This is a genomic window from Sphingopyxis sp. OAS728, assembly GCF_014873485.1.
Classification (GTDB): Bacteria; Pseudomonadota; Alphaproteobacteria; order Sphingomonadales; family Sphingomonadaceae; genus Sphingopyxis.
In genome coordinates this window covers 537605-557584 of the sequence record NZ_JADBDT010000001.1, presented here as the reverse complement: position 1 = coordinate 557584, position 19980 = coordinate 537605, and the positions used below count along the sequence as shown (strand labels likewise).

Annotated in this window: 25 protein-coding genes; 18 read left to right on the top strand and 7 right to left on the bottom strand. The window is 64.8% G+C overall.

What is annotated here, in order from left to right; all coding sequences use genetic code 11:
* The first annotated feature begins 39 nt into the window (after window positions 1-39).
* From GGC65_RS02690 to tatC, 9 genes are all read left to right on the top strand, one after another.
* Window positions 40-711 (top strand): hypothetical protein, encoded by a 672-nt coding sequence (locus GGC65_RS02690; RefSeq protein WP_192645755.1) that lies wholly within the window; start codon window positions 40-42, stop codon window positions 709-711.
* 133 nt (window positions 712-844) lie between these two features.
* Window positions 845-2572, top strand: coding sequence for an arginine--tRNA ligase (gene argS / locus GGC65_RS02685; RefSeq protein WP_192645754.1), 1728 nt, complete (start codon window positions 845-847; stop codon window positions 2570-2572).
* Window positions 2572-3333, top strand: coding sequence for an SPOR domain-containing protein (locus tag GGC65_RS02680; RefSeq protein ID WP_192645753.1), 762 nt, complete (start codon window positions 2572-2574; stop codon window positions 3331-3333). Before argS ends, GGC65_RS02680 begins: the two co-directional genes overlap by 1 nt.
* Before the next feature lie 107 nt (window positions 3334-3440).
* Complete coding sequence (gene nagZ, locus GGC65_RS02675) at window positions 3441-4448, top strand: beta-N-acetylhexosaminidase (RefSeq protein WP_192645752.1); 1008 nt, start codon at window positions 3441-3443, stop codon at window positions 4446-4448.
* A gap of 7 nt (window positions 4449-4455) precedes the next feature.
* Window positions 4456-5229: a segregation and condensation protein A gene (locus GGC65_RS02670; protein ID WP_192645751.1), complete on the top strand. Its 774-nt coding sequence runs from the start codon at window positions 4456-4458 to the stop codon at window positions 5227-5229.
* Window positions 5226-5819, top strand: a complete 594-nt coding sequence (gene scpB / locus GGC65_RS02665; RefSeq protein WP_192645750.1) for an SMC-Scp complex subunit ScpB — start codon at window positions 5226-5228, stop codon at window positions 5817-5819. Before GGC65_RS02670 ends, scpB begins: the two co-directional genes overlap by 4 nt.
* A gap of 24 nt (window positions 5820-5843) precedes the next feature.
* Window positions 5844-6077: a twin-arginine translocase TatA/TatE family subunit gene (locus GGC65_RS02660; RefSeq protein ID WP_192645749.1), complete on the top strand. Its 234-nt coding sequence runs from the start codon at window positions 5844-5846 to the stop codon at window positions 6075-6077.
* 32 nt (window positions 6078-6109) lie between these two features.
* Window positions 6110-6490, top strand: a complete 381-nt coding sequence (gene tatB, locus GGC65_RS02655; RefSeq protein WP_192645748.1) for a Sec-independent protein translocase protein TatB — start codon at window positions 6110-6112, stop codon at window positions 6488-6490.
* Window positions 6491-6531: 41 nt separating this feature from the next.
* On the top strand, window positions 6532-7287 hold the full coding sequence (tatC, locus tag GGC65_RS02650) for a twin-arginine translocase subunit TatC (protein WP_192649360.1): 756 nt from the start codon (window positions 6532-6534) through the stop codon (window positions 7285-7287).
* Window positions 7288-7303: 16 nt separating this feature from the next.
* Here the strand turns inward: tatC and GGC65_RS02645 are convergent, their stop codons facing one another.
* Window positions 7304-7432: an entericidin A/B family lipoprotein gene (locus GGC65_RS02645; RefSeq protein WP_062180862.1), complete on the bottom strand. Its 129-nt coding sequence runs from the start codon at window positions 7430-7432 to the stop codon at window positions 7304-7306.
* Between the two features lie 221 nt (window positions 7433-7653).
* The gene (gene mgtE, locus GGC65_RS02640) at window positions 7654-9105 is read right to left on the bottom strand and encodes a magnesium transporter (protein WP_192645747.1); all 1452 of its coding nucleotides are present in this window, start codon (window positions 9103-9105) and stop codon (window positions 7654-7656) included.
* 156 nt (window positions 9106-9261) lie between these two features.
* Between mgtE and GGC65_RS02635 the strand changes: the two genes are divergently transcribed.
* The gene (locus tag GGC65_RS02635; RefSeq protein WP_192645746.1) at window positions 9262-9708 is read left to right on the top strand and encodes a peptidylprolyl isomerase; all 447 of its coding nucleotides are present in this window, start codon (window positions 9262-9264) and stop codon (window positions 9706-9708) included.
* A gap of 38 nt (window positions 9709-9746) precedes the next feature.
* Here the strand turns inward: GGC65_RS02635 and GGC65_RS02630 are convergent, their stop codons facing one another.
* A complete protein-coding gene (locus GGC65_RS02630; protein WP_192645745.1) occupies window positions 9747-10883 on the bottom strand; it encodes an NAD(P)H-dependent flavin oxidoreductase in 1137 nt (378 codons plus the stop codon).
* Window positions 10884-10988: 105 nt separating this feature from the next.
* Here GGC65_RS02630 and nadC point away from each other — a divergent pair, with 105 nt between their 5' ends.
* The 3 genes from nadC (at window position 10989) to GGC65_RS02615 (ending at window position 12864) form a co-directional block, all read left to right on the top strand.
* Complete coding sequence (gene nadC, locus GGC65_RS02625) at window positions 10989-11837, top strand: carboxylating nicotinate-nucleotide diphosphorylase (RefSeq protein ID WP_192645744.1); 849 nt, start codon at window positions 10989-10991, stop codon at window positions 11835-11837.
* Between the two features lie 19 nt (window positions 11838-11856).
* A complete protein-coding gene (locus tag GGC65_RS02620; protein WP_225940642.1) occupies window positions 11857-12546 on the top strand; it encodes a ribonuclease T2 family protein in 690 nt (229 codons plus the stop codon).
* A 93-nt stretch (window positions 12547-12639) separates the two neighbouring features.
* Window positions 12640-12864 (top strand): hypothetical protein, encoded by a 225-nt coding sequence (locus GGC65_RS02615; RefSeq protein ID WP_192645742.1) that lies wholly within the window; start codon window positions 12640-12642, stop codon window positions 12862-12864.
* A gap of 152 nt (window positions 12865-13016) precedes the next feature.
* On the opposite strand, the gene GGC65_RS02610 is transcribed toward GGC65_RS02615, so the two are convergent.
* Entirely contained in the window at window positions 13017-14312 is a 1296-nt protein-coding gene (locus GGC65_RS02610) for an MFS transporter (protein WP_192645741.1), read from the bottom strand.
* Window positions 14313-14457: 145 nt separating this feature from the next.
* Between GGC65_RS02610 and pgsA the strand changes: the two genes are divergently transcribed.
* From pgsA to GGC65_RS02595, 3 genes are read left to right on the top strand one after another with little or no spacing between them, the layout of a single operon-like run.
* On the top strand, window positions 14458-15030 hold the full coding sequence (gene pgsA / locus GGC65_RS02605; RefSeq protein WP_192645740.1) for a CDP-diacylglycerol--glycerol-3-phosphate 3-phosphatidyltransferase: 573 nt from the start codon (window positions 14458-14460) through the stop codon (window positions 15028-15030).
* Window positions 15031-15034: 4 nt separating this feature from the next.
* Complete coding sequence (moaD, locus tag GGC65_RS02600; RefSeq protein WP_192645739.1) at window positions 15035-15292, top strand: molybdopterin converting factor subunit 1; 258 nt, start codon at window positions 15035-15037, stop codon at window positions 15290-15292.
* Window positions 15289-15732: a molybdenum cofactor biosynthesis protein MoaE gene (locus GGC65_RS02595; RefSeq protein WP_192645738.1), complete on the top strand. Its 444-nt coding sequence runs from the start codon at window positions 15289-15291 to the stop codon at window positions 15730-15732. Before moaD ends, GGC65_RS02595 begins: the two co-directional genes overlap by 4 nt.
* Here the strand turns inward: GGC65_RS02595 and GGC65_RS02590 are convergent.
* On the bottom strand, window positions 15729-16634 hold the full coding sequence (locus tag GGC65_RS02590; RefSeq protein ID WP_192645737.1) for a hydrogen peroxide-inducible genes activator: 906 nt from the start codon (window positions 16632-16634) through the stop codon (window positions 15729-15731). The genes GGC65_RS02595 and GGC65_RS02590 overlap by 4 nt on opposite strands.
* Window positions 16635-16770: 136 nt before the next feature.
* Here GGC65_RS02590 and GGC65_RS02585 point away from each other — a divergent pair, with 136 nt between their 5' ends.
* Window positions 16771-17238, top strand: a complete 468-nt coding sequence (locus GGC65_RS02585) for a hypothetical protein (protein WP_192645736.1) — start codon at window positions 16771-16773, stop codon at window positions 17236-17238.
* On the opposite strand, the gene trmFO is transcribed toward GGC65_RS02585, so the two are convergent.
* Window positions 17235-18581, bottom strand: a complete 1347-nt coding sequence (gene trmFO / locus GGC65_RS02580) for a methylenetetrahydrofolate--tRNA-(uracil(54)-C(5))-methyltransferase (FADH(2)-oxidizing) TrmFO (protein WP_192645735.1) — start codon at window positions 18579-18581, stop codon at window positions 17235-17237. The two genes, GGC65_RS02585 and trmFO, sit on opposite strands and share 4 nt — an antisense overlap.
* A gap of 110 nt (window positions 18582-18691) precedes the next feature.
* Between trmFO and GGC65_RS02575 the strand changes: the two genes are divergently transcribed.
* Window positions 18692-19357 carry a lysoplasmalogenase gene (locus GGC65_RS02575; protein WP_192645734.1) on the top strand — a complete coding sequence of 222 codons (666 nt, stop codon included), beginning with the start codon at window positions 18692-18694 and terminating at the stop codon, window positions 19355-19357.
* Here GGC65_RS02575 and GGC65_RS02570 read toward each other — a convergent pair.
* A complete protein-coding gene (locus GGC65_RS02570; protein ID WP_192645733.1) occupies window positions 19354-19875 on the bottom strand; it encodes a hypothetical protein in 522 nt (173 codons plus the stop codon). The genes GGC65_RS02575 and GGC65_RS02570 overlap by 4 nt on opposite strands.
* Window positions 19876-19980 lie beyond the last annotated feature (105 nt).

Here is a 19980-nt window from a genome sequence, read left to right as displayed (position 1 = left end):
GACGCCTGCCAGCGTACCTGTTTGGAAAGCCCGATTATCATGATGTCCATTTCGTTTCCGTCGCGTAAGTTCCTGACCGTGCTCTGCGGCACGGCAGCCATGGCGACGGTGGCGGGCTGCGCGAAGGACAATGAAATCGACATCGCGGGCGGCGTCGGCATCACCGCGACACGCAGCACCTGTCCCGCGGTGGCGGTGCCGCTGCACACCGGCGACGTCACGCTGTTCGACCCCGCGACGAGCCGCGATGCGCGCGCCGTCGACGTCGTCGCGGCGATCACCAATGTGGTGCCCGTCTGTAACGACGCCGCTGAGAAGGTTTACCAGCTCGCCAGCTTCGACGTCGTCGCGACGCGTCGCGATGCGGGGCCCGCGCGCACGGTGACCTTGCCTTATTACGCCACTGTCTTGCAGGGCGGGACCGCGGTCGTTGCAAAACGGCTCGGCAATGTCGCCGTGACTTTTGCCGAAGGCCAGGTGCGCGGCACGGGCCGGGCGCAGGCGTCGGCCTATGTCGATCGCGCTGCGGCAACGCTGCCCGCCGACATCCAGGAACGTATCACCCGCAAGCGCAAGGCGGGCGATCAGGACGCTGCGGTCGATCCGCTCAGCCTTCCCGAAGTGCGCGCCGCGGTGCAGCGCTCGAGCTTCGAACTGCTCATCGGGTTCCAGCTCACGCAGGACCAGCTCGAATATAACGTCCGACGATAAGTCGCGGCGGCGCCTTGGCGCCGTACGCATCGTTTCGCCCCGCGCGCCAATCGGCGACGCGGGGCTTTTCGCGCCCGCCTAGCTGTTATAGGGCGCGCGCAAGACTTTCCTGATCGAAGATAGGCCAATCCCCGTGACCCTGTTCAGCCGCTTTTCCGACCATATCGATGCCGCGCTCGATGCGCTCGCCGCCCGAGACGCCCTGCCGAGCGGTCTCGATCGCAGCGCGATCAGCGTCGAACCGCCGCGCGATCCCGCGCATGGCGATGTTGCGACCAACGCCGCGATGGTGCTCGCGAAGCCCGCCGGCATGAACCCGCGTGCGCTTGCGGACCTGATCGTCGCCGAGCTCGGCGCGCTCGATGAAGTGACCGAGGCGAGCGTCGCGGGTCCAGGCTTCATCAACCTGCGCCTTGTCGACGACAGCTGGCGCGACGAACTCGCGCTGATCTTCAGCGAAGGCGGCGATTATGGCCGGTCGACGATGGGGCAAGGGCGGCGCGTCAATGTTGAATATGTGTCGGCGAACCCGACCGGCCCGATGCACGTCGGTCACTGCCGCGGCGCGGTCGTTGGCGACGCGCTCGCCGCGCTGCTGGAATATGCCGGGCACGAGGTGATCCGCGAATATTATGTCAACGACGCCGGCGCGCAGGTCGATGTGCTCGCGCGCTCGGTGCACATGCGCTACCGCGAGGCGCTGGGCGAGGATATCGGCGCGATCCCCGAGGGGCTCTATCCCGGCGACTATCTGATCCCCGTCGCGGACAAGCTGGCGGTCGAATATGGCGACCGCTTCGTCGGCGCGCCCGAAAGCGCGTGGCTCGGCCTGTTCCGCGCCGAGGCGGTCAGCGCGATGATGGACATGATCCGCGCCGACCTCGCCAAGCTCGGCATCCATCACGATCTTTTCTCGTCCGAAGCCGAATTGCAGGCAGAGGGCAAACCCGCCGCCGCCGAGAAATGGCTGCGCGACCATGATCTCGTCTATGACGGCCAGCTCGAAGCGCCGAAGGGCGAAACGCCCGAGGATTGGGAGCCGGTCGAGCTGCCGCTGTTCCGCTCGACGCAGTTCGGCGATGATCAGGACCGCCCGATCAAGAAGTCGGACGGCAGCTGGACCTATTTCGGTGCCGACCTCGCCTATCATTTCCAGAAGAGCCAGAATGCCGACGAACTGATCGACATCTGGGGCGCCGACCATGCAGGCACGGTCAAGCGGATCAAGGCGGCGGTTGCCGCATTGACCGGGGGCAAGACCCGCTTCGACGTCAAACTGGTGCAGATGGTGCGGCTGCTCAAAAATGGCGAGCCGTTCAAAATGTCGAAGCGCGCGGGCAATTTCGTGACGCTCGCCGATGTCGTCGAAGAGGTCGGCAAGGACGCGGTGCGCTTCACGATGCTGACCCGCAAGGCCGACGCACAGATGGATTTCGACTTCGCCAAGGTCGTCGAGGCGTCGCGCGACAACCCCGTCTGGTATCTGCAATATGCCAATGCCCGCATTTCGCGGCTGCGCAAAAAAGCCGCAGATGCCGGGATCACGCTGCCCGCGCCCGTTCCGGCACGCCTCAACGCGCATGAATTGGGCCTCGTGAAACTGCTCGCGCAGTTCCCGCGGATTGTCGAGGCGGCCGCCTCGGCGCGCGAGCCGCACCGGATCGCCTTCTATCTCGCCGACGTCGCGGCGGCGTTCCACGCCTGGTACAATCTGGGCAATGATGATCCGGGCCTTCGCATCGTTCTCGACAATGATCCCGAATTGACCGCGACGCGGCTTTATTTGGCCGACGGAATCGGGCAAGTCATCCGTAACGGGCTGTCCCTTATGGGGGTAGAGGCGCTCGAGGAGATGGTTTGATGGCGGGCGACAAACAGGCGGAGCAGGGGGACGCAGGCCTCGGTCTCGAAGACGAGGATCGGCTGCCTTGGCTTGAAGCCGCCGACGGGTTCGAGGAAGATGGCGAAGTCTCGCCCGCGCGCCTGCTCGTCATGGTGCTCGGCGGCTTACTGCTGATCGGCGCGGTGCTCGGCGGCCTGTGGTGGATCCAGAATGGCGGCGCACGCGGTAATGGCGAACTGATCGCGGCGCAGCAGGGCGACTATAAGGTCGCGCCCAAGACCGATGGCGCGAAGACGTTCGAGGGCGAGGGCGACGCCAGCTTCTCAGCCAGCGAAGGTGCCGAGCCTGCAGGCAAGGTCGATCCGAGCCGTATGCCCGAAGAACCTGCCGTGACCCCCGAAGAGCGCGAAGCTGCTGCGAAGAAGGCGGCAGCCGACAAGGCCGCCGCGGCGAAAGCCGCCGTCGCGAAGGCTCCGCCGGTGGAGAAGGCCAAGGCTGTCGCCGCGAAGGAGGTCGATGCCGAGCCCAAGGCAGCTGCCCCGAGCGGTGCGATGATCCAGCTCGGCGCCTTCAGCAGCGACGCTGCGGCTGCCAAGGCGTGGACGAACCTGTCGAAGCGCTTCGCCTATCTGGCCGAGCTCAACAAATCGGTGTCGCCAGCAAAGGTCGGCAATGGAACCGTCTATCGCCTGCGCGTTTCGGCAGGAACCGCGGCCAACGCCACGAATTTATGCGGAAAATTGCGCGTAGCCGGTGAAAATTGCGTCGTCGTTCGCTGATTCGGCCCGCTTGGCCGCAGACTCTGTTGGTGCAAATCCGCCGTCATGGCATGGTTGCAGCTTGGTCATCGCCTGAGGGGGCGGCGATCGATGGAGTTTGATGCACGATGATACCGGCAATTTTCGGCCTGTCGGGCCTAACCCTCACCGACGACGAGCGCGCCTTCTTTCGCGACAGCGACCCTGCGGGCTATATCCTGTTCGGGCGCAATATCGAAAACCGCGAGCAACTGCGGCGCCTGACCGACGAATTACGCAGCCTCGATGGGCGGACCAATCTCCCGATCCTGATCGATCAGGAAGGCGGGCGCGTCGCGCGCATGAGATCGCCCGAATGGCCGAACTTCCCGAGCGGGGCGGCGTTCGACGCGCTCTATGACCGCGCGCCCGCAAGTGCGATCGAGGCGGCGCGGTTGAACGCGATGGCGCTCGCGGTGATGCTGGCCGAGGTCGGGATTACCGTTGACTGCCTCCCGCTGCTCGACGTGCGCCAGCCGGGCGCGAGCGATGTGATCGGCGACCGGGCGCTTGGCAGTGAACCGATGCGCGTTGCGGCGCTGGGCCGTGCGATCCTCGGCGGATTGCAGGCCGGTGGCGTCGTCGGCATCGTCAAGCATATCCCGGGGCACGGCCGCGCGCTGCTCGATACGCATGAAGCCTTGCCGACCGTCGATGCGCCCGACCGCGATCTGCAAACAGACCTGGCGCCATTCGCGGCGCTGCGTGACGCTGCGATGGCGATGACGTGCCATGTGATTTTCGAGGCATGGGATCCCGATCGGCCAGCGACGCTGTCACCGATCGTCATCGACAGCGTCATTCGCCAGCGCATCGGCTTTCACGGGCTGCTGATGACTGACGATCTCGACATGAAGGCGCTGTCGGGCGACGTCCCCTCGCGCGCCGCCGATGCGATCGCCGCCGGTTGCGACATCGCGCTCAACTGCTGGGCCAAGATGGACGATATGGTCGGCATCGCGAATGCGCTCGACCCGATCAGCACCGTTTCGCGTGCACGGCTCGAAGGCGCAATGGACCGCATTTCGGGCGATGGCGACGATCGGCCCTTTGCGACTCTGGTCGATCAGCGCGACGCGCTGCTCGCGACCGCCTGATCCGCCGATGGACGACCTGCCGCTCGATTTCGAAATCGCACCGGCAGCGCCAGAGCGCGACGACGCGTTCCAGTTGACCTTTGAAAGCTGGGAGGGGCCGCTCGACCTTTTGCTGACGCTGGCGCGCAGCCAGAAGGTCGACCTCAAGCAGATTTCGATCCTGGCGCTGGTCGAGCAATATCTGACCTTCATCGCCGAGGCCCGCGAATTGAAGCTGGAGGTTGCGGCCGACTATCTCGTGATGGCCGCGTGGCTCGCCTATCTCAAATCGGCGCTGCTGCTTCCCAAGGATCCGCTCGAGGACCCCTCGCCCGACGAACTCGCGCTGCGGTTGCAGCTGCGCCTGCAGCGGCTGGCGGCGATGCGCGAGGCGGCGGCGCGGCTGCTCGCACGCGACCGGGTTGGCCGCGACGTGTTCCTGCGTCCGAAACCCGAGGGGCTACGCGACATCAAGGTGCGGCGCTGGGACGCCAGCCTTTACGACCTTCTGTCGGCCTATGGGCAGGTCAAACTGCGCTCCGAACCCGTCGTACATATGGTGTCGCGTCGGCCCGTCGTAACGCTCGACGCCGCGCTCCACCATCTCCAGCGGATGATTGGCGTGAAGCTCGACTGGGCCGAGCTGTCGGATTTCCTGCCGGCCGACTATGACGGGCCGCTGCGCCGCTCGGCGATCGCGTCGAGCTTCGTCGCGGCGCTGGAATTGGCGCGGCAGGGCCGTGTCGACCTGAAACAAGACGGCGCGTTTGAACCGCTTTATCTGAAGGCTGCACAGGCATGATCGACGATCTGGAGCGCGCGATTGAGGCGATGCTGTTCGCCAGCGACGAGGCGCTCGACGCGCGCCAGGTTGCAAACCGGCTTGGCGACGAAATGACGCCGGGGGAGGTGCGCGCGATCATCGTGAGGATTGCGGCGCGCCACGACCGCAGCGGGATCGAACTCGTCGAACGTGGCGGGCATTGGCATTTCCAGACGCCGGCCGATCTGGCGCATTTGCTCCGCCGCGAGCGCGACGATCCGCGCAAGCTGTCACGCGCCGCCGCCGAGGTACTCGCGATCGTCGCGTACCACGAGCCGGTGAGTCGCGCCGAAATCGAAGCGATCCGCGGCGTCCAGACGTCGAAGGGGACGCTCGACGTGCTGATGGAGGCCGAGTGGGTCGCGCCCGCGGGGCGCCGCGAGGTGCCGGGGCGACCACTGATCTACAAGACGACCGACGCTTTCCTGCAACATTTCGGCCTCAACAGCCGCAAGGACCTGCCGGGAATCGACGATCTCCGCGCAGCCGGCCTGCTCGACCCCGTCGACCTCGCTTTTGAGGAGGCGGTGGGCGAACTGGACCTAGTAAAAGACGGTGAAGAGGCCTAGATGAGCCCTTCAAGGAGACGATAAATGGGTAGCTTCAGCATCTGGCACTGGCTCGTGGTCGGGATTCTCGTCCTGCTGCTGTTCGGCAAGGGCCGTTTTTCGGACATGATGGGCGATGTCGCCAAGGGCATCAAAAGCTTCAAGAAGGGCATGGCCGAAGATGATGCGCCGACTCCGGCGCCGAAGCAGATCGAGGGCCAGCGCGCGCCCGACGCCACCCCGATTTCGACCCCGACGGCCGAGCACGACAAGCTCTGAACGCCGTTTGCCCGCGGGGGAAGTTCTAGGTCATGTTTGACGTCGCGCCCACCGAGTTGCTGCTCGTCGTGGTGGTGGCCCTGGTGGTTATCGGCCCCAAGGACCTCCCCAAGGCGATGCGCTTCGTCGGCAAATGGATGGCAAAGGCACGCGGTATGGCGCGCCATTTCCGGTCCGGGCTCGATACGATGATGCGCGAAGCCGAGCTCGAAGAGCTTGAGAAGCAGTGGCGCGAACAGAATGACGCGATCATGCGCGAATTTCCAAGGATCGACGACGTAAACACATCGTCGGCGCCGACGACACCGGCGACAACGACTGAGCCGGTAACTGAAGCCGACGTTGATCAGGCTGCAGCGGCCACTTCGCCAGAAACGCACGCGGTACCGCCCAAGGACGGTCCGTTGCCGTGACCGAGGAAGTAACCGTCGAAGAGGATGGCGCCGGCGGCAAGATGCCGCTGCTCGATCATCTGATCGAACTGCGTTCGCGTCTGCTCAAGTCGCTGGTCGCGGTGGGTGTCGCCTTTGGCGTGTGCCTTTATTACGCCAAGCCGATTTTCGGGATATTGGTCCAGCCGCTCGTAAAGGCAGGGCAGGGCAAGCTGATCTATACGCAGCTGTTCGAGGCGTTCTTCGTAGAGATCAAGGTCGCGCTGTTCGCGGCGATGATGATCGCCTTTCCAGTGATTGCAAACCAGCTGTGGAAATTCGTCGCGCCGGGGCTGTTCAAGCAGGAAAAGCGCGCGCTGCTGCCGTTCCTGATCGCAACGCCGGTGCTGTTCGCGATCGGCGCCAGCTTCGCCTATTTCATCACCATCCCGATCGCGCTCAAATTCCTGCTCGGATATCAGGGCAACGTCGGCGGCATCACGCAGGAAGCGCTGCCGTCGGTCGGTAATTACCTGAGCTTCACGATGCAGTTCATCATGGCGTTCGGGATTGCCTTCCTGCTGCCGATCCTGCTGATGCTGATCGAGCGATCGGGGCTGGTCACGCGCGAGCAGCTCGTTTCGGCGCGGCGCTATATGATCGTGGCCGCTTTTGCGATCGCGGCGGTGTTCACGCCGCCCGACATCCTGAGCCAGCTGTTGCTCGCGGTGCCTTTGGTCTTCCTCTATGAAATGTCGCTGCTCGCGATCTGGTTTACCCAGCGCCGACGCAAAACAGGCGCCGGAGAGGCGCCTGTCGAGCCTCTCGAAGAGGCTTAGGGTAAGTTACTCAAGATCAGTTAATGGCGTCGCTGCCCGCTTGACCGACCGACTCAATGTCGCGGCCAGCACCCTTCACCGTGTTGCAACCAGTGACCAGAAAGCTTGCCATCAGGGCGAGAAGGATTGCACGGAAACTCGTCATATTTCTAACCTCTCAGGAGTTGACGCAAAATGGCCCGGCACGCTTCGAGGGGGGGGGAGGGAATGCGGGCCGGGCCAATGTTGCTGAGCAGCGCTGCGGGGGGGCGATGACCGCTGCTCGAAGGGGAAACGACCGGGACAGCGATAGGTTCCCAAAAAAAATCACATGGACGAAGTTTTTTTCGAATATTTTTGAATCGCTTGGATTCCAGAGGTTTGCCCTTAGAGCGCGGTCAGCCCGCTGAGCACCGCGAGGCCCAGGAAGGCGAGAAAGCCCATGGAATCGGTCGTCATCGTCACGAAAATCGAACTCGCGACCGCGGGATCCTGATCGAGGCGGTCGAGCAAGAGGGGGATCGCGACGCCGGCGACGCCGGCGACAAAGATGTTCACGATCATGGCAGCGGCAATGACCACGCCGAGTTGGGGGTTTCCGAACCACAGCGCGGTCGCAGTGCCCGCGATCAGTGCGATCGTCCCGCCGTTGAGGAGCGCGATCTTCATTTCGCGCCAGATCGCGCGCCAGCTGTTCGAATCGGTGAGCTGGTTCATCGCGAGCGCGCGCACGGTGACGGCCAACGTCTGCGTCCCGGCATTGCCGCCAACGCCCGCGACGATCGGCATCAACGCGGCGAGCGCAACCATATGTTCAATCGCGCCGCCGAAAAATCCGACGATCGACGAAGCAAGCAGCGCGGTGCCCAGATTGGCGATGAGCCAGCGGACGCGCGCGCTATATGTCTCGCGGATCGGTTCGTTGATGTCGCCGTCGCCGGCACCCGACAGGCGCAGGATATCTTCGCCCGCTTCTTCCTGAATGATGTGGACGACGTCATCGACCGTGATCATGCCCACGAGCCGCCCGCCCTTGTCGACGACGGCGGCCGAGATCAGCGCATATTTCTGGAAGCGCAGCGCGACCTCTTCCTGGTCCATGTCGACCGGGATCAGCGTCTGCTCGCGCTTCATCACGTCGCTGATCGCGATGTCGCGCGGGGTGCGGAGGATCCAGCTGAGCTGGCAGGTGCCCACTGGCTTGTGCATCGGGTCGACGACGAAGATTTCCCAGAAATCGCTCGCGAGGTCGGCGTCTTCGCGCAGCCGGTCGATCACGTCGCCTACGGTCACATGTTCGGGCACCGCGACGAGGTCGCGCTGCATCATGCGCCCGGCGGATTCTTCGGGGAAGGAGAGCGCGTCCTCGATCGCGGCGCGATCTTCGGGTTCCATCGCCTGGAGGACGGCCTGCTGCTCGTCCTCTTCCATATCCTCGATGATCGCGACGGCGTCGTCGGTATCGAGTTCGGACGCGAGTTCGGCGACTTGCTCGGGCGCGAGCAGGTCGATCAGCTCCTCGCGGACATAATCGTTCATTTCCGCGAGCACGTCGGCGGACAGCATGTCGCCGAGGACTGCTGCGAGCATTGGGCGCTCGTCGGCGCGCGCGAGTTCGAACAGATCGGCGATGTCGGCGGGGTGCAGGCGGCCGACGCGTTCGCGCGCAGCTTCGCTTTCGCCCGCCTCGGCCAACTCGATCACGTCGCGGACGAATTCGGGCTTCAGCCGGTCGTCCTCGTCGAGTTCGGTGTCGGTTTCGCGTGCGGGTTGTTCGCGGTCGCGGTCGTCGGTGATGACAACATCTTCCGGGGGCAGGGAATCTTCGCGTTTGTCCATCGCGCGGTCCTCCCTGACGATTGCGGCGTACGAGCCTTCCCCTAGTGCTGCGGCCCGCCGATGGCAACGCCGCGCGCGCCTTTTCGCGATTTAATGCGTGGCTTTGCCGGCCCGCCCCGCTATGGGACCGGCAACTTAGACCGCAGGAGTTCTACCATGTCCGACACTCTCACCCTTTCGCTGTCGACCGGCGATGTTGTCATCCGCCTCCGTCCCGACCTCGCGCCGCAGCATGTCGAGCGCATCACCGGCCTCGCCAGCGAAGGCTTTTACGACGGCGTCGTGTTCCACCGCGTGATTCCGGGCTTCATGGCGCAGGGCGGCGACCCGACGGGTACCGGCATGGGCGGCAGCCAGCTTCCCGACCTGCCCCAGGAATTCAGCAGCGAACCGCACGTCCGCGGCGTCTGCTCGATGGCGCGCGCGCAGAACCCGAACAGCGCGAACAGCCAGTTCTTCATCTGCTTCGACGACGCGCGCTTCCTCGACAACCAGTACACCGTCTGGGGCGAAGTGATCGAAGGCATGGAAAATGTCGACGCGCTGCCCAAGGGCGAGCCGCCCCGCGAGCCCGGCAAGATCGTCAAGGCGACCGTCAGCTGACACAAGAAAGTCCCCGCTTCGGCGGGGATTTTTTTTGACTAGTCGCCGATAAACCCGTTGAGCCTTTCGCAGGCGGCGATCCAGTCTTCCTTGAACTCCTGAACGACCTGTCCGGCGCCCATCGCCTCGTTCATCAGGCCGACGCCCTGGCCGACCCAATAGGTCGCAAGCGCCTTTGCACCTTCGTGGCCGCCTTCGGACAATTTATCGACCTTGCGCAGCGCGGGTTCGCTGACCAGCGACTGGAGCGGCATCGGCAGCGGTTTGGGCGCGCCTTCGGCCTCCCAAGCGTCGGTCCACGGCGAGCGGAGCTGGCGTGACGGCTTGCCGGTACGGCTTTTCGACCGCACCGTGTCGCGCGATGAGGCTGCGAGCATCTTTTCTTTCACGATCGGGTTGGTTTCGGCCTCCGCCGTGGTCAGCCACACCGATCCGGTCCACGCGCCATGTGCCCCCATCGCCATGGCTGCTGCCATCTGGCGTCCCGTGACGATCCCGCCAGCGGCGAGGATCGGCGTGTTCGCTCCGACGGCTTCGACCGCTGCGGCGACTTCGGGCACCAGCACCATCGTCGCGACCTCGCCGCAATGCCCGCCCGCTTCGCCGCCGGCTACGACGAGGATGTCAACCCCGGCGCGGACCTGAGCCAGCGCATGGTCCCGGGTGCCGACGAGTGCAGCAACGGGGACATTATGCCGCTTGCCGAGTTCGAGCATCAAGGGGGGCGGGACGCCGAGCGCGTTGGCGATCAGTTTGATTGGATGGCGGAAAGCGACTTCGAGCAGCTTCGCTGCGCCGTCCTCGTGCATATTATCGCCGAAGCTCTGACGCGTTTCCATCGCGGCTTCGAGGCCGGCGGCGTCGACATCGAATTTGCCAAGCAGGTCGGCAGCGAATTGCAGATGCGTCTCGGGCACTTTCGCGGCGCCAGGTGAGGGGGTATCGCCTTTGCCGGCGAAACTGTTGGGAACGATCAGGTCGACGCCATAGGGCCGCCCGCCGATATGATCGTCGATCCAGGCGAGTTCTTCCTCGAGCCGTTCAGGCGGGAGCGCGGCGGCGCCGAAGACGCCCATGCCGCCGGCTTTTGACACTGCGACGACGACATCGCGGCAGTGCGAGAAGGCGAGCAGCGGGAATTCGATGTCGAGCATCGCGCAGATGGGGGATTGCATGGGGACCTCTCCGATGTTGGCTAAGTTGCCGCGTAGCGTGCATGTCAGCGCTAGTTTACGTAAACGTCAAGTTGATTTGCCGGGCAAGCCGATTATCGCAGGGCCATGACCCAATTTTCGCTGCCCGCATTCGACCTCGACGCCTTTGTTCGCGCCACTTTGGCCGAAGATCTGGGGGCGGGGGGCGATATCACCTCGATGGCGACGATTCCCGCCGACGCGCGCTTTGGCGGGGTGATGGACAGCCGCGACGCGATCACCGTCGCCGGCTTGCCGATCGCCGAACGTTTCTTTCGCGCGCTCGAACCTGCCATGGAGATCGAGATACTCGTCGAAGAGGGCGCGCAGGTGGCGCCCGGAAGCGACCTGATGCGGCTGTCGGGCAATGCGCGCGCGATGCTGACCGCCGAACGGTCTGCGCTCAACACAGTCCAGCATCTGTCGGGAATCGCGACGATGACGCGCCAATATGTCGATGCGCTCGCGGGGACCGGCGCGACGCTGCTCGACACGCGCAAGACGATCCCCGGCCTTCGCGTGCTGGAGAAATATGCGACGCGGATGGGCGGCGCGAAGAACCACCGCATGGGCCTGTGGGACGCCGCGATGATCAAGGATAATCATGTCGCGGTCGCGGGATCGGTCGAGGAAGCGGTTCGCCGTGCCGTGAATGCGGGAATCGAAAACATCATCGTCGAAGTCGACCGGGTGGCGCAGGTCGAACCCGCACTGAGCGCCGGCGCGACGCACCTGTTGCTCGACAATATGGACCTCGAAGAGCTGCGCCAGTGCGTGGCGCTGGTGAACGGCAAGGTTCCGACCGAGGCGTCAGGCGGGGTGCGCCTCGATACGATCCGCGCGATCGGCGAGACGGGCGTGACCTATGTGTCTGTGGGGCGGCTGACCCAGTCGGCGCCGGCGGCGGATATCGGGCTCGATTTTGCGCTGGCTTAGGGGGGCAGCCGTCGCGCTGATGTTCGTGCCAGCGGCCGCGCAGGCGCAGGCTTTGGCGTGCAATATCCCCGACCGAGTCTCGGTCCCGCGCCTCGAACAGCCCAAACGCGGCGAACCCGTGCGAAATCCCGCGATCACGGGATATCTGCTCAGTATGAGCTGGTCGCCGCAGCATTGCGCCGGCGTGCGGAACCCGCGCGATGCGCGCGACCGTTTCCAATGTTCCGGCGAGAACGGCCGCTTCGGCTGGGTGCTCCACGGCCTGTGGCCCGAAACCGACGGCCCCGGCTATCCCCAATGGTGCCGCCCGGCGAAGATCGTGCCGCAGCCGGTGCTGAAGCAGCATATGTGCATGACACCGTCGGCGCAGCTGTTGCAGCACGAATGGGCAAAGCATGGGACGTGCATGAGCCCGAATCCAGCCGCCTATTTCCGTTCGGCGGAGCTATTGTTTCGCGCGGTGCGCTTTCCCGACATGAAAAAGCTGGCGGCAAAACCGCAGACGGCGGCAAGCGTTCGCCGCGCCTTTACGGCGGTCAATCCGGGGGTGAGCGCACCGATGATCGCGGTGTCGGCCGACAGGCAGGGATGGCTCAACGAAGTGCGTTTTTGCCTGGGGCCGCGCATGAAGCCCGCGAAGTGCAAGCCATTCCAAAGCGGGGCAAAAGACGGTCGTCAGATCCGCGTTCGGCCGATGCCGGGCCGTTAAAACCGAGTCGGGAAAACGTGCCAAGGCGGGACGGCGCCGCGTTAACACTCTTTTAACCTTATCGACTCGTTAACGGCGGCCTAGCTTCGGGCCATGGACTCGAAGAACCACATCGATATTCGAACCCGCGTTCGCGAATATGGTGCGCGGCGGTTGATCATCGCGCGACTGAGCGCGCCTGCGGACTGGCAGGGTGAATTGCGGACCGCGCTCGCGGCGCACCGCCAGCCTGCAACGATCTTTTCGAACAATGACTTCCGCCTGTTTCTTCAGAGTTTTGCGATCTTTTTTACCGCCGCGATGATGTTTCTGATTTGAGGTCGGGTTTCGACCGGGAGCTGACGTTAGAGACGTGAACCCCGGCGAAAGCCGGGGCCCAGAGCGGCACTAGCATAGGCTGGCTTTCTAAAGCCCTGGGCCCCGGCTTTCGCCGGGGTTCACAAGGGACAGCTTCCCACCCCAATCCTGACCTAATCGCAGGCGCGGTGGAGCTTTTGCGCGAGCCAGGCCGAGATCAGGCACATCGCGGCGCTCATGAGCAACTGATCGACGGTGCCGACGCCCGCGAAGCCCAAGCCCATCGCGAGCAGCGAACCCGCGACCATCGCGCCCGAATTGACGATATTGTTGGCGGCAACGGTGCGCGCGGTCTGGTCCTTGGGCACCGTCGTGGTGAGGAAGGCGTAGAGCGGCACGACGAACATGCCGCCGCTGACCGCGATGCCGAGCAGGCTGAGGAGCAGGGGGACGACGCTTTTGTGCGCGAGAAAGCCGCCGATGTCGTAGAGTGTACCAACCGGTTCGTCGCCCCAATTGCGGCACACCCAATAGAAGGCGACGACGAACAGCGCCATGACGATGACGCTGACCGGGCTGTAGCGCGCCGAAACCTGACCCTTTAGCAGCCGGTTCACCGCGACCGAACCGATGGCGATTCCGATCGAGAAGACCGCGAGGAACAGGCTGGCGACGCTTTTGTCGGCATGAAGGATATTCTTCGCGAGCGGCGGGAATTGAATGAAAAGCACCGCGCCGATCGTCCAGAAGAAGCTGATCGACAGGATTGCGAGGTAGAGCCGCGGAATGTGCATCGTGCCGCGGACGAGCGCGACCGACGAGCGGATGATATGCCAGTCGATCCCGGTTTCTTCATGTTCGGGGGGCGCCGGCGGCACCTTGCGCCCGGTCCAGTAACCGAGCGCGGCGACCAGGACGACACCGAGCGCCGCCCATTCCACATCGATGACCCCGGCGAGGATCGTGCCGGCGAGGATCGCGATATAGGTGCCGGCCTCGACCAGCCCGGTGCCCGCGAGCACCTCGTCGTTTTCGAGATGTTGCGGCAGGATCGCGTATTTGATCGGGCCGAAGAAGGTCGAGTGGATGCCCATCGCGAACAGCGCGAGCATCATCAGCGGGATCGCGATCACATGGACGGCGAAGCCCATCCAGGCGAGCACCAGCCCGGCGCCGCCGACGAGCATGATCAATATCTCGCAGAATTTGACGATACGGATGATCCGCGCCTTGTCGCGCGTGTCGGCGAGCTGGCCGGCGAGCGCCGAGAGCAGGAAGAAGGGCAGGATGAAAACGCCGGTCGCCACGGCGCTGAACAATGTTTCCTGTTCTTCGCTGTTGAACACGCCGTAGACGACGAACAGCACCATCGCATTCTTGAACAGATTGTCGTTGAACGCGCCGAGCAGCTGGGTGACGAACAGGGGCAGGAACCGGCGTTGCTTCAACAGCGCAAAGGTGCCCGTCATGCGTGATCCCATCTCGTCAATATAGTTCGGTCACCACGCGGTCTGCGGGCAATTCGGTTGTCGCACCGGGGGCTTATCGGCTAGGGCCTATGGGGTCAAAGGTCATTTTGTTACAAGCGCGCCACATTGGCGGGAATCAGGGGTCATGCTCAGTCTTCCGAACATCCTGACATTGTCGCGCATCCTGGCGGTGCCGATCCTGCTCTTCCTGCTGTGGCCGGGGGTGATCGAAGGGTCGCACCAGCCGAAGCCGATCGATTATGCGCTCGCCTTTGGCCTCTATTGCCTGATGGGCATCACCGATTATTTCGACGGCTATGTCGCGCGGTCGCGCGGGATCGTGTCGCGGCTGGGTGCGTTTCTCGACCCGATTGCCGACAAGATCATGATTGCGGCAGTGATCCTGCTGCTCGTCTTCACCCGCGACATCACCGGCTATCATGTCATCGCGGCGCTGATGATCCTGCTGCGCGAGATTATCGTGTCGGGCCTTCGCGAATTCCTTGCGACGTTGCAGGTATCGATGCCGGTGACGCAGCTTGCGAAATGGAAAACGACCTTCCAGCTTGTCGCCTTCGGGGCGCTGATCCTTGCCGGCGCCTTGCCGGCCATGGACTGGATCAAGACCGTCGGGCTTGCTTCGCTGTGGGGTGCCGCGGTGCTGACGCTGATCACCGGATGGGATTATCTGCGCGTCGGCCTGAAGCATATGGATTGAGCCGATGGCGCTGAACATCGCCTATTTCGCCTGGGTGCGCGAACGGATGGGGATTGCCGACGAGACGGTCGACCTTCCGGCGGCGGTCGCCGATGTCGGCGCCCTGGTCGCCTGGCTCGCGGCGCGCGATGCGCGCGGCAAGATCGCCTTTGCCGAACCGCACCGTATCCGCGCCGCCATCGATGGCGTGATGATGGGGCCCGACGCGCCGCTTTCGGGGGCGAAAGAGGTCGCGCTGTTCCCGCCGGTCACGGGCGGATGATCCGCGCGCTCGTCCAGCCGGGGGCGATCGACGTCGCCGCCGAACTCGACCTCCATGACGCGGGCGGGCATGGGGCGAGCGCGAGCTTTATCGGGCGGGTGCGCGGCGAGAACGACCTGACCGAGTTGTTCCTCGACCATCACCCGGCGATGACCGCGGCGGGTCTGGCCGATCTGGCGCACGCTGCGGCCGATCGCTGGCATCTTTCGGCGCTGACGGTGATCCACCGTATCGGCGCGATGGTGCCGGGCGAGACGATCGTCCTGGTTCTGGCGAGCAGCGCGCATCGCGCCGAAGCACTGGCGGCGTGCGAGTTCCTGATTGACCGGCTGAAAACCGACGTGATGCTGTGGAAGCGCGAAACCTTTGCGGATGGACGCGTGCAATGGGTCGAAGCGCGCGAAAGCGATCAGGCGCGCGCGGAGAAATGGGGCGCCTAATCCCCCTGATGCTTGCGGAAGATATCGGCTAGCATGCGGAATTCCTCGGCGCGCGGGCTGCCCTTGCGCCAGACGAGCGCGATCGTGCGCCAGTCGTGATCGGAATCGAGCGGGCGGGTGTCGATGTCGGTATGATCGAGGATGCCCGCCTCGATCGCCATCTGGGGCAGCATCGTGATGCCGAGGCCGTTATCGACCATCTGGACGAGCGTGTGCAGCGACGTTCCCATCATCCGCGCGCCGGCGCGCAGTTCGGGGCGGTTGCAGGCGGCGAGGACATGGTCCTTCAGGCAATGGCCGTCCTCGAGCATCAGCATCTGCGCGGGGTCGATCTGGTCGGCGCTGACCATCGCGGGCAGGTCCTCGCTCTGGTCGCCGGGAAAGGCGACGAACAGCGCATCGTCGAACAGCGCCTCGCTCTCCACATCGCCACAGGCATAGGGGAGGGCGAGGAGGACGCAGTCGACGGTGCCGTGATGGAGCGATTCGCACGCCTGCGCGCTCGGCTCTTCGCGGAGGAAAAGCTTGAGCGACGGGCGTTCCTTGCGGAGGCGCGGGAGCAGGCCGGGAAGGAGGAAGGGCGCGATCGTCGGGATCACGCTCATGCGGAGTTCGCCGACGAGCGGGGCGGCGGCGGCGGCGGCCATGTCGGCGAGTTCCTCGGCCTCGCGGAGCACACGGTGCGCCTTTTCGACGATCGCATTGCCGAGCCCGGTGAAGCGCACGACGCGGCGCGTGCGTTCGACGAGCGTCTGCCCGAGCAGGGTTTCAAGCTCGCGGATCCCCGCCGATAGCGTCGACTGGGTGACGTTGCAGGCGTCGGCAGCGCGGCCGAAATGGCCGTGCTCGTGGAGCGCGACGAGATATTGCATCTGTTTCAGTGAGGGTAGGTAATTGTGCATTGATCGGATATAGCAATTATTGAGAAGGTTTTGAACAAGTTTGCCGATTAAAATTCGCCGCCATAATGGCGGCGTCTGTTGCCGCTTTTCGCGCCGCCGTGATAGCTATCGCTGATCAAACGGCGCGGAGGGGCGTATGGCAGTTTCCCGTTTTCTGATCGGCGGCGTCGCGAGCGCGCTGATGCTCACCGGCGGCCTGTTCATGTGGAAGGGCTATACGCAGATCGCCGAGGAAGAGGTGCTTCCCGACCCGCCGCCCGCCTTGCCGGCGATCCCGGTCGCGGCCGCGGGAGCGCCCAAGCGCGGGCCGGCGCCGCCCGCGTTGCCAGCAGCGAAGGAGGCGTCGCGCGAGGAGCGGCGGTTCAACCGCTTCGACCGCGACCGCAACGACCGGATCAGCCGCGTCGAACTGATGTCCTCGCGCACCGCGGCGTTCCGCAAGCTCGACAAGGACGGCAATAATCTGCTGACCTTCGAGGAATGGGCGGCGGCGACGGGGCAGCGTTTTGCGGGCGCCGACGGCGACAGGTCGGGCGACCTGACGCGCGCGGAGTTTGCGACGACGGCGCCGAAACGGGCGGCCGCCGCGAAATGTAGCTGTTAGGCCGCGACCCCATCGGCCACCCGGATCCACTCGGCGAGCGAGGCGCCCGCTCGCTGCGTATATCCCAGCTTGCGGTCCTTCTTGCGGACATCCTCGGCGAGCGGCGGGAAGAGGCCGAAATTGACGTTCATCGGCTGGTAGCTCGCGGCATCGGCGCCGCCGGTGATATGGCCTAGCAGCGCGCCGAGCGCGGTTTCGGGCGGCGGTGGGGGCAGGTCGCGACCGCCAAGCTCGGCGGCGGCGAAGCGCGCGGCGACAAGGCCGATCGCGGCGCTTTCGACATAGCCTTCGCAGCCCGTGATCTGGCCGGCGAAGCGAATGTGCGGCGCCGATTTGAGGCGGAGCTGCGCGTCGAGCAGTTCGGGTGAGCGGATGAAGCTGTTGCGGTGGAGGCCGCCGAGGCGCGCGAATTCGGCCTTCTCGAGGCCGGGGATGGTGCGGAACAGCTCGACCTGCGCGGCGTGCTTCAGCTTGGTCTGGAAGCCGACCATGTTCCAGAGCGTGCCGAGCGCATTGTCCTGGCGGAGCTGGACCACCGCATAGGGCCAGCGCCCGGTGCGCGGGTTGTCGAGGCCGACGCCCTTCATCGGGCCGAAGCGCAGCGTTTCGGGGCCGCGTTCGGCCATCACTTCGATCGGCATGCAGCCTTCGAAATAGGGCGTGTCCTTTTCCCAGTCCTTGAACTCGGTCTTGTCGCCGTCGACGAGTCCCTGGACGAAAGCGTGATACTGCTCCTTGTCCATCGGGCAGTTGATATAATCCTTGCCGTCGCCGATCGGGCCGACCTTGTCCCATCGGCTCGCCATCCATGCGATGTCCATGTCGATGCTGTCGCGGTAGACGATCGGCGCGATGGCGTCGAAAAAGGCGAGCGCGTCCTTGCCCGTCGCGGCGCCGATGCTCGACGCGAGGCCGGTGGCGGTGAGCGGGCCGGTGGCGACGATGGTGAGGCCCTCGGTCGGCAGCGTGTCGATGCGTTCGCGGACGATGGTGATGTTCGGATGGTCGGCAAGCGCCTTGGTTACGCCGCCCGAGAAGAGGTCGCGGTCGACCGCGAGCGCCGAGCCTGCGGGCACCTTGTGAACGTCGGCCTCGCGCATGATGATCGACCCGAGCGAGCGCATCTCGCGGTGGAGCAGGCCGACGGCGTTGCTGTCGCCGTCGTCGCTGCGAAAGCTGTTCGAGCATACCATCTCGGCGAGCGCGTCGCCCTGATGCGCGGGGGTCATGTCGCCGCCGCCGCGCATTTCCGACAGACGGACGCGGAAACCGGCCTCGGCGAGCTGCCATGCGGCTTCGGATCCGGCGAGGCCGCCGCCGATGATGTGAATGTCGTAGCTCATTTACCGTATCCGTTGACTTGCATGGGGTGCGCCGCGCGCGTCTTTTTTAAGCTTGCGCTGCTTTCGCCGCGCACTAGGCCCATTGAAAGCAAGATGCAAAGGGGCGGATGATGAGCGGGGAGCAGGGTTGGGATCGGGCGCGGTGGCTTTGGTGGCTGGCGCTGCTTGGCGGGATCAGCTTTTTCATTGCGGTTTTCCTGCGGCTCGACGGCCCCGCGATCTGGGCGTGGAAGACGAGCGGCGTTGGCTTGCTCGCGGTTTGGGCAGCGGTGAATGCGCGCGGGAAATATGGCTGGATGATCGCGGCGGCGCTCGGTTTCGGCGCGCTCGGCGATTATTTGCTCGACGCGAAGGGGCTCGAGGTCGGCGCGGTGGCGTTCGTCATCGGGCATATCATCGCGATCACCCTTTATCTGATGAACCGCCGCGCACAGACGACGCCATCGCAGCGCCTGCTCGGCTGGCTGACGATGCCCGCGACGCTTGCGATCGTGTGGGGCATGCTGAGCCCCGCCGCAGGCTGGTGGCACGCGGCGATCTATTCGCTGTTCGTTGCCGCAATGGCGGCGGCCGCATGGACGAGCCGTTTCCCGCGCTATCGCACCGGGATCGGCGCGATGCTGTTCCTCGCGAGCGACCTGTTCATCTTCGCGGGCGAGGGCGCGGTACTGTCCAAGGACGTCACGCTATGGCTCGTTTGGCCGCTCTATTTTGGCGGGCAGGCGCTGATCGCATGGGGCGTGGTGAGCACGCTGGCGAAGGAAGCGAAAGCCTAGTCCTTACCGGCGGCGCATGACGCCATCCATGCCGCGTCGTCGGGCTCGGGGCCTTCGCCCGAGAGGGTGCGGACTTTCGGCAAGCCGGCCTCGGGCCGCGCGGCGGCGCAGGAGAAGGCCTCGCCCTTGTCGGCGCCGTAGAGGCGGCTGCCGCAGGCGTGGAGCGTCCGGTTCGATTCGCCCCAGCCGACCTTTTCGGCACCGGCGGGCGCTCCCCCAGCGCAATATGTATCGGTTTCGGAACCCGGGTCGCCGCAGATCCTGTCGATGCGCGCACTCTTGCCTTCGGCGGTCGCGATAAAGCGCTGCGTATAATAGGCGTTGGTGGCGAAATCGCGCTGGACGCCGCAGACACGTGCGCCCTTTTGTACCGTTAGCGTGTAGGAGCAGATGCTTGCGCCCTGATAGGTTTCGCAGCTCATCCACGCGCCATCGAAGGGCCGGGATGCTCGTTCGGGCGCTGTGCCGCCGGTCAGCAAGGCGGCGAAGGGAAGGAGGGCGAGAGAGGCAAGGCGCATGGCAGGTCGCTTTCGTGAAGGAGTGCGGTCAGTCTATCCGCACATCCGCACGCGTGACAATGCCGGCGATCACACGCCGCGCCAATATTCCCCGTCTTTGGAAGA

Bases quoted from the DNA above. Each gene is read 5' to 3' on its own strand.
- GGC65_RS02690 (WP_192645755.1), top strand. From the start codon at position 40: ATGATGTCCATTTCGTTTCCGTCGCGTAAGTTCCTGACCGTGCTCTGC.
- GGC65_RS02680 (WP_192645753.1), top strand. From the start codon at position 2,572: ATGGCGGGCGACAAACAGGCGGAGCAGGGGGACGCAGGCCTCGGTCTC.
- nagZ (WP_192645752.1), top strand. From the start codon at position 3,441: ATGATACCGGCAATTTTCGGCCTGTCGGGCCTAACCCTCACCGACGAC.
- GGC65_RS02670 (WP_192645751.1), top strand. From the start codon at position 4,456: ATGGACGACCTGCCGCTCGATTTCGAAATCGCACCGGCAGCGCCAGAG.
- scpB (WP_192645750.1), top strand. From the start codon at position 5,226: ATGATCGACGATCTGGAGCGCGCGATTGAGGCGATGCTGTTCGCCAGC.
- GGC65_RS02660 (WP_192645749.1), top strand. From the start codon at position 5,844: ATGGGTAGCTTCAGCATCTGGCACTGGCTCGTGGTCGGGATTCTCGTC.
- tatB (WP_192645748.1), top strand. From the start codon at position 6,110: ATGTTTGACGTCGCGCCCACCGAGTTGCTGCTCGTCGTGGTGGTGGCC.
- tatC (WP_192649360.1), top strand. From the start codon at position 6,532: ATGCCGCTGCTCGATCATCTGATCGAACTGCGTTCGCGTCTGCTCAAG.
- GGC65_RS02645 (WP_062180862.1), bottom strand. From the start codon at position 7,432: ATGACGAGTTTCCGTGCAATCCTTCTCGCCCTGATGGCAAGCTTTCTG.
- mgtE (WP_192645747.1), bottom strand. From the start codon at position 9,105: ATGGACAAACGCGAAGATTCCCTGCCCCCGGAAGATGTTGTCATCACC.
- GGC65_RS02635 (WP_192645746.1), top strand. From the start codon at position 9,262: ATGTCCGACACTCTCACCCTTTCGCTGTCGACCGGCGATGTTGTCATC.
- GGC65_RS02630 (WP_192645745.1), bottom strand. From the start codon at position 10,883: ATGCAATCCCCCATCTGCGCGATGCTCGACATCGAATTCCCGCTGCTC.
- nadC (WP_192645744.1), top strand. From the start codon at position 10,989: ATGACCCAATTTTCGCTGCCCGCATTCGACCTCGACGCCTTTGTTCGC.
- GGC65_RS02620 (WP_225940642.1), top strand. From the start codon at position 11,857: ATGTTCGTGCCAGCGGCCGCGCAGGCGCAGGCTTTGGCGTGCAATATC.
- GGC65_RS02615 (WP_192645742.1), top strand. From the start codon at position 12,640: ATGGACTCGAAGAACCACATCGATATTCGAACCCGCGTTCGCGAATAT.
- GGC65_RS02610 (WP_192645741.1), bottom strand. From the start codon at position 14,312: ATGACGGGCACCTTTGCGCTGTTGAAGCAACGCCGGTTCCTGCCCCTG.
- pgsA (WP_192645740.1), top strand. From the start codon at position 14,458: ATGCTCAGTCTTCCGAACATCCTGACATTGTCGCGCATCCTGGCGGTG.
- moaD (WP_192645739.1), top strand. From the start codon at position 15,035: ATGGCGCTGAACATCGCCTATTTCGCCTGGGTGCGCGAACGGATGGGG.
- GGC65_RS02595 (WP_192645738.1), top strand. From the start codon at position 15,289: ATGATCCGCGCGCTCGTCCAGCCGGGGGCGATCGACGTCGCCGCCGAA.
- GGC65_RS02590 (WP_192645737.1), bottom strand. From the start codon at position 16,634: ATGCACAATTACCTACCCTCACTGAAACAGATGCAATATCTCGTCGCG.
- GGC65_RS02585 (WP_192645736.1), top strand. From the start codon at position 16,771: ATGGCAGTTTCCCGTTTTCTGATCGGCGGCGTCGCGAGCGCGCTGATG.
- trmFO (WP_192645735.1), bottom strand. From the start codon at position 18,581: ATGAGCTACGACATTCACATCATCGGCGGCGGCCTCGCCGGATCCGAA.
- GGC65_RS02575 (WP_192645734.1), top strand. From the start codon at position 18,692: ATGAGCGGGGAGCAGGGTTGGGATCGGGCGCGGTGGCTTTGGTGGCTG.
- GGC65_RS02570 (WP_192645733.1), bottom strand. From the start codon at position 19,875: ATGCGCCTTGCCTCTCTCGCCCTCCTTCCCTTCGCCGCCTTGCTGACC.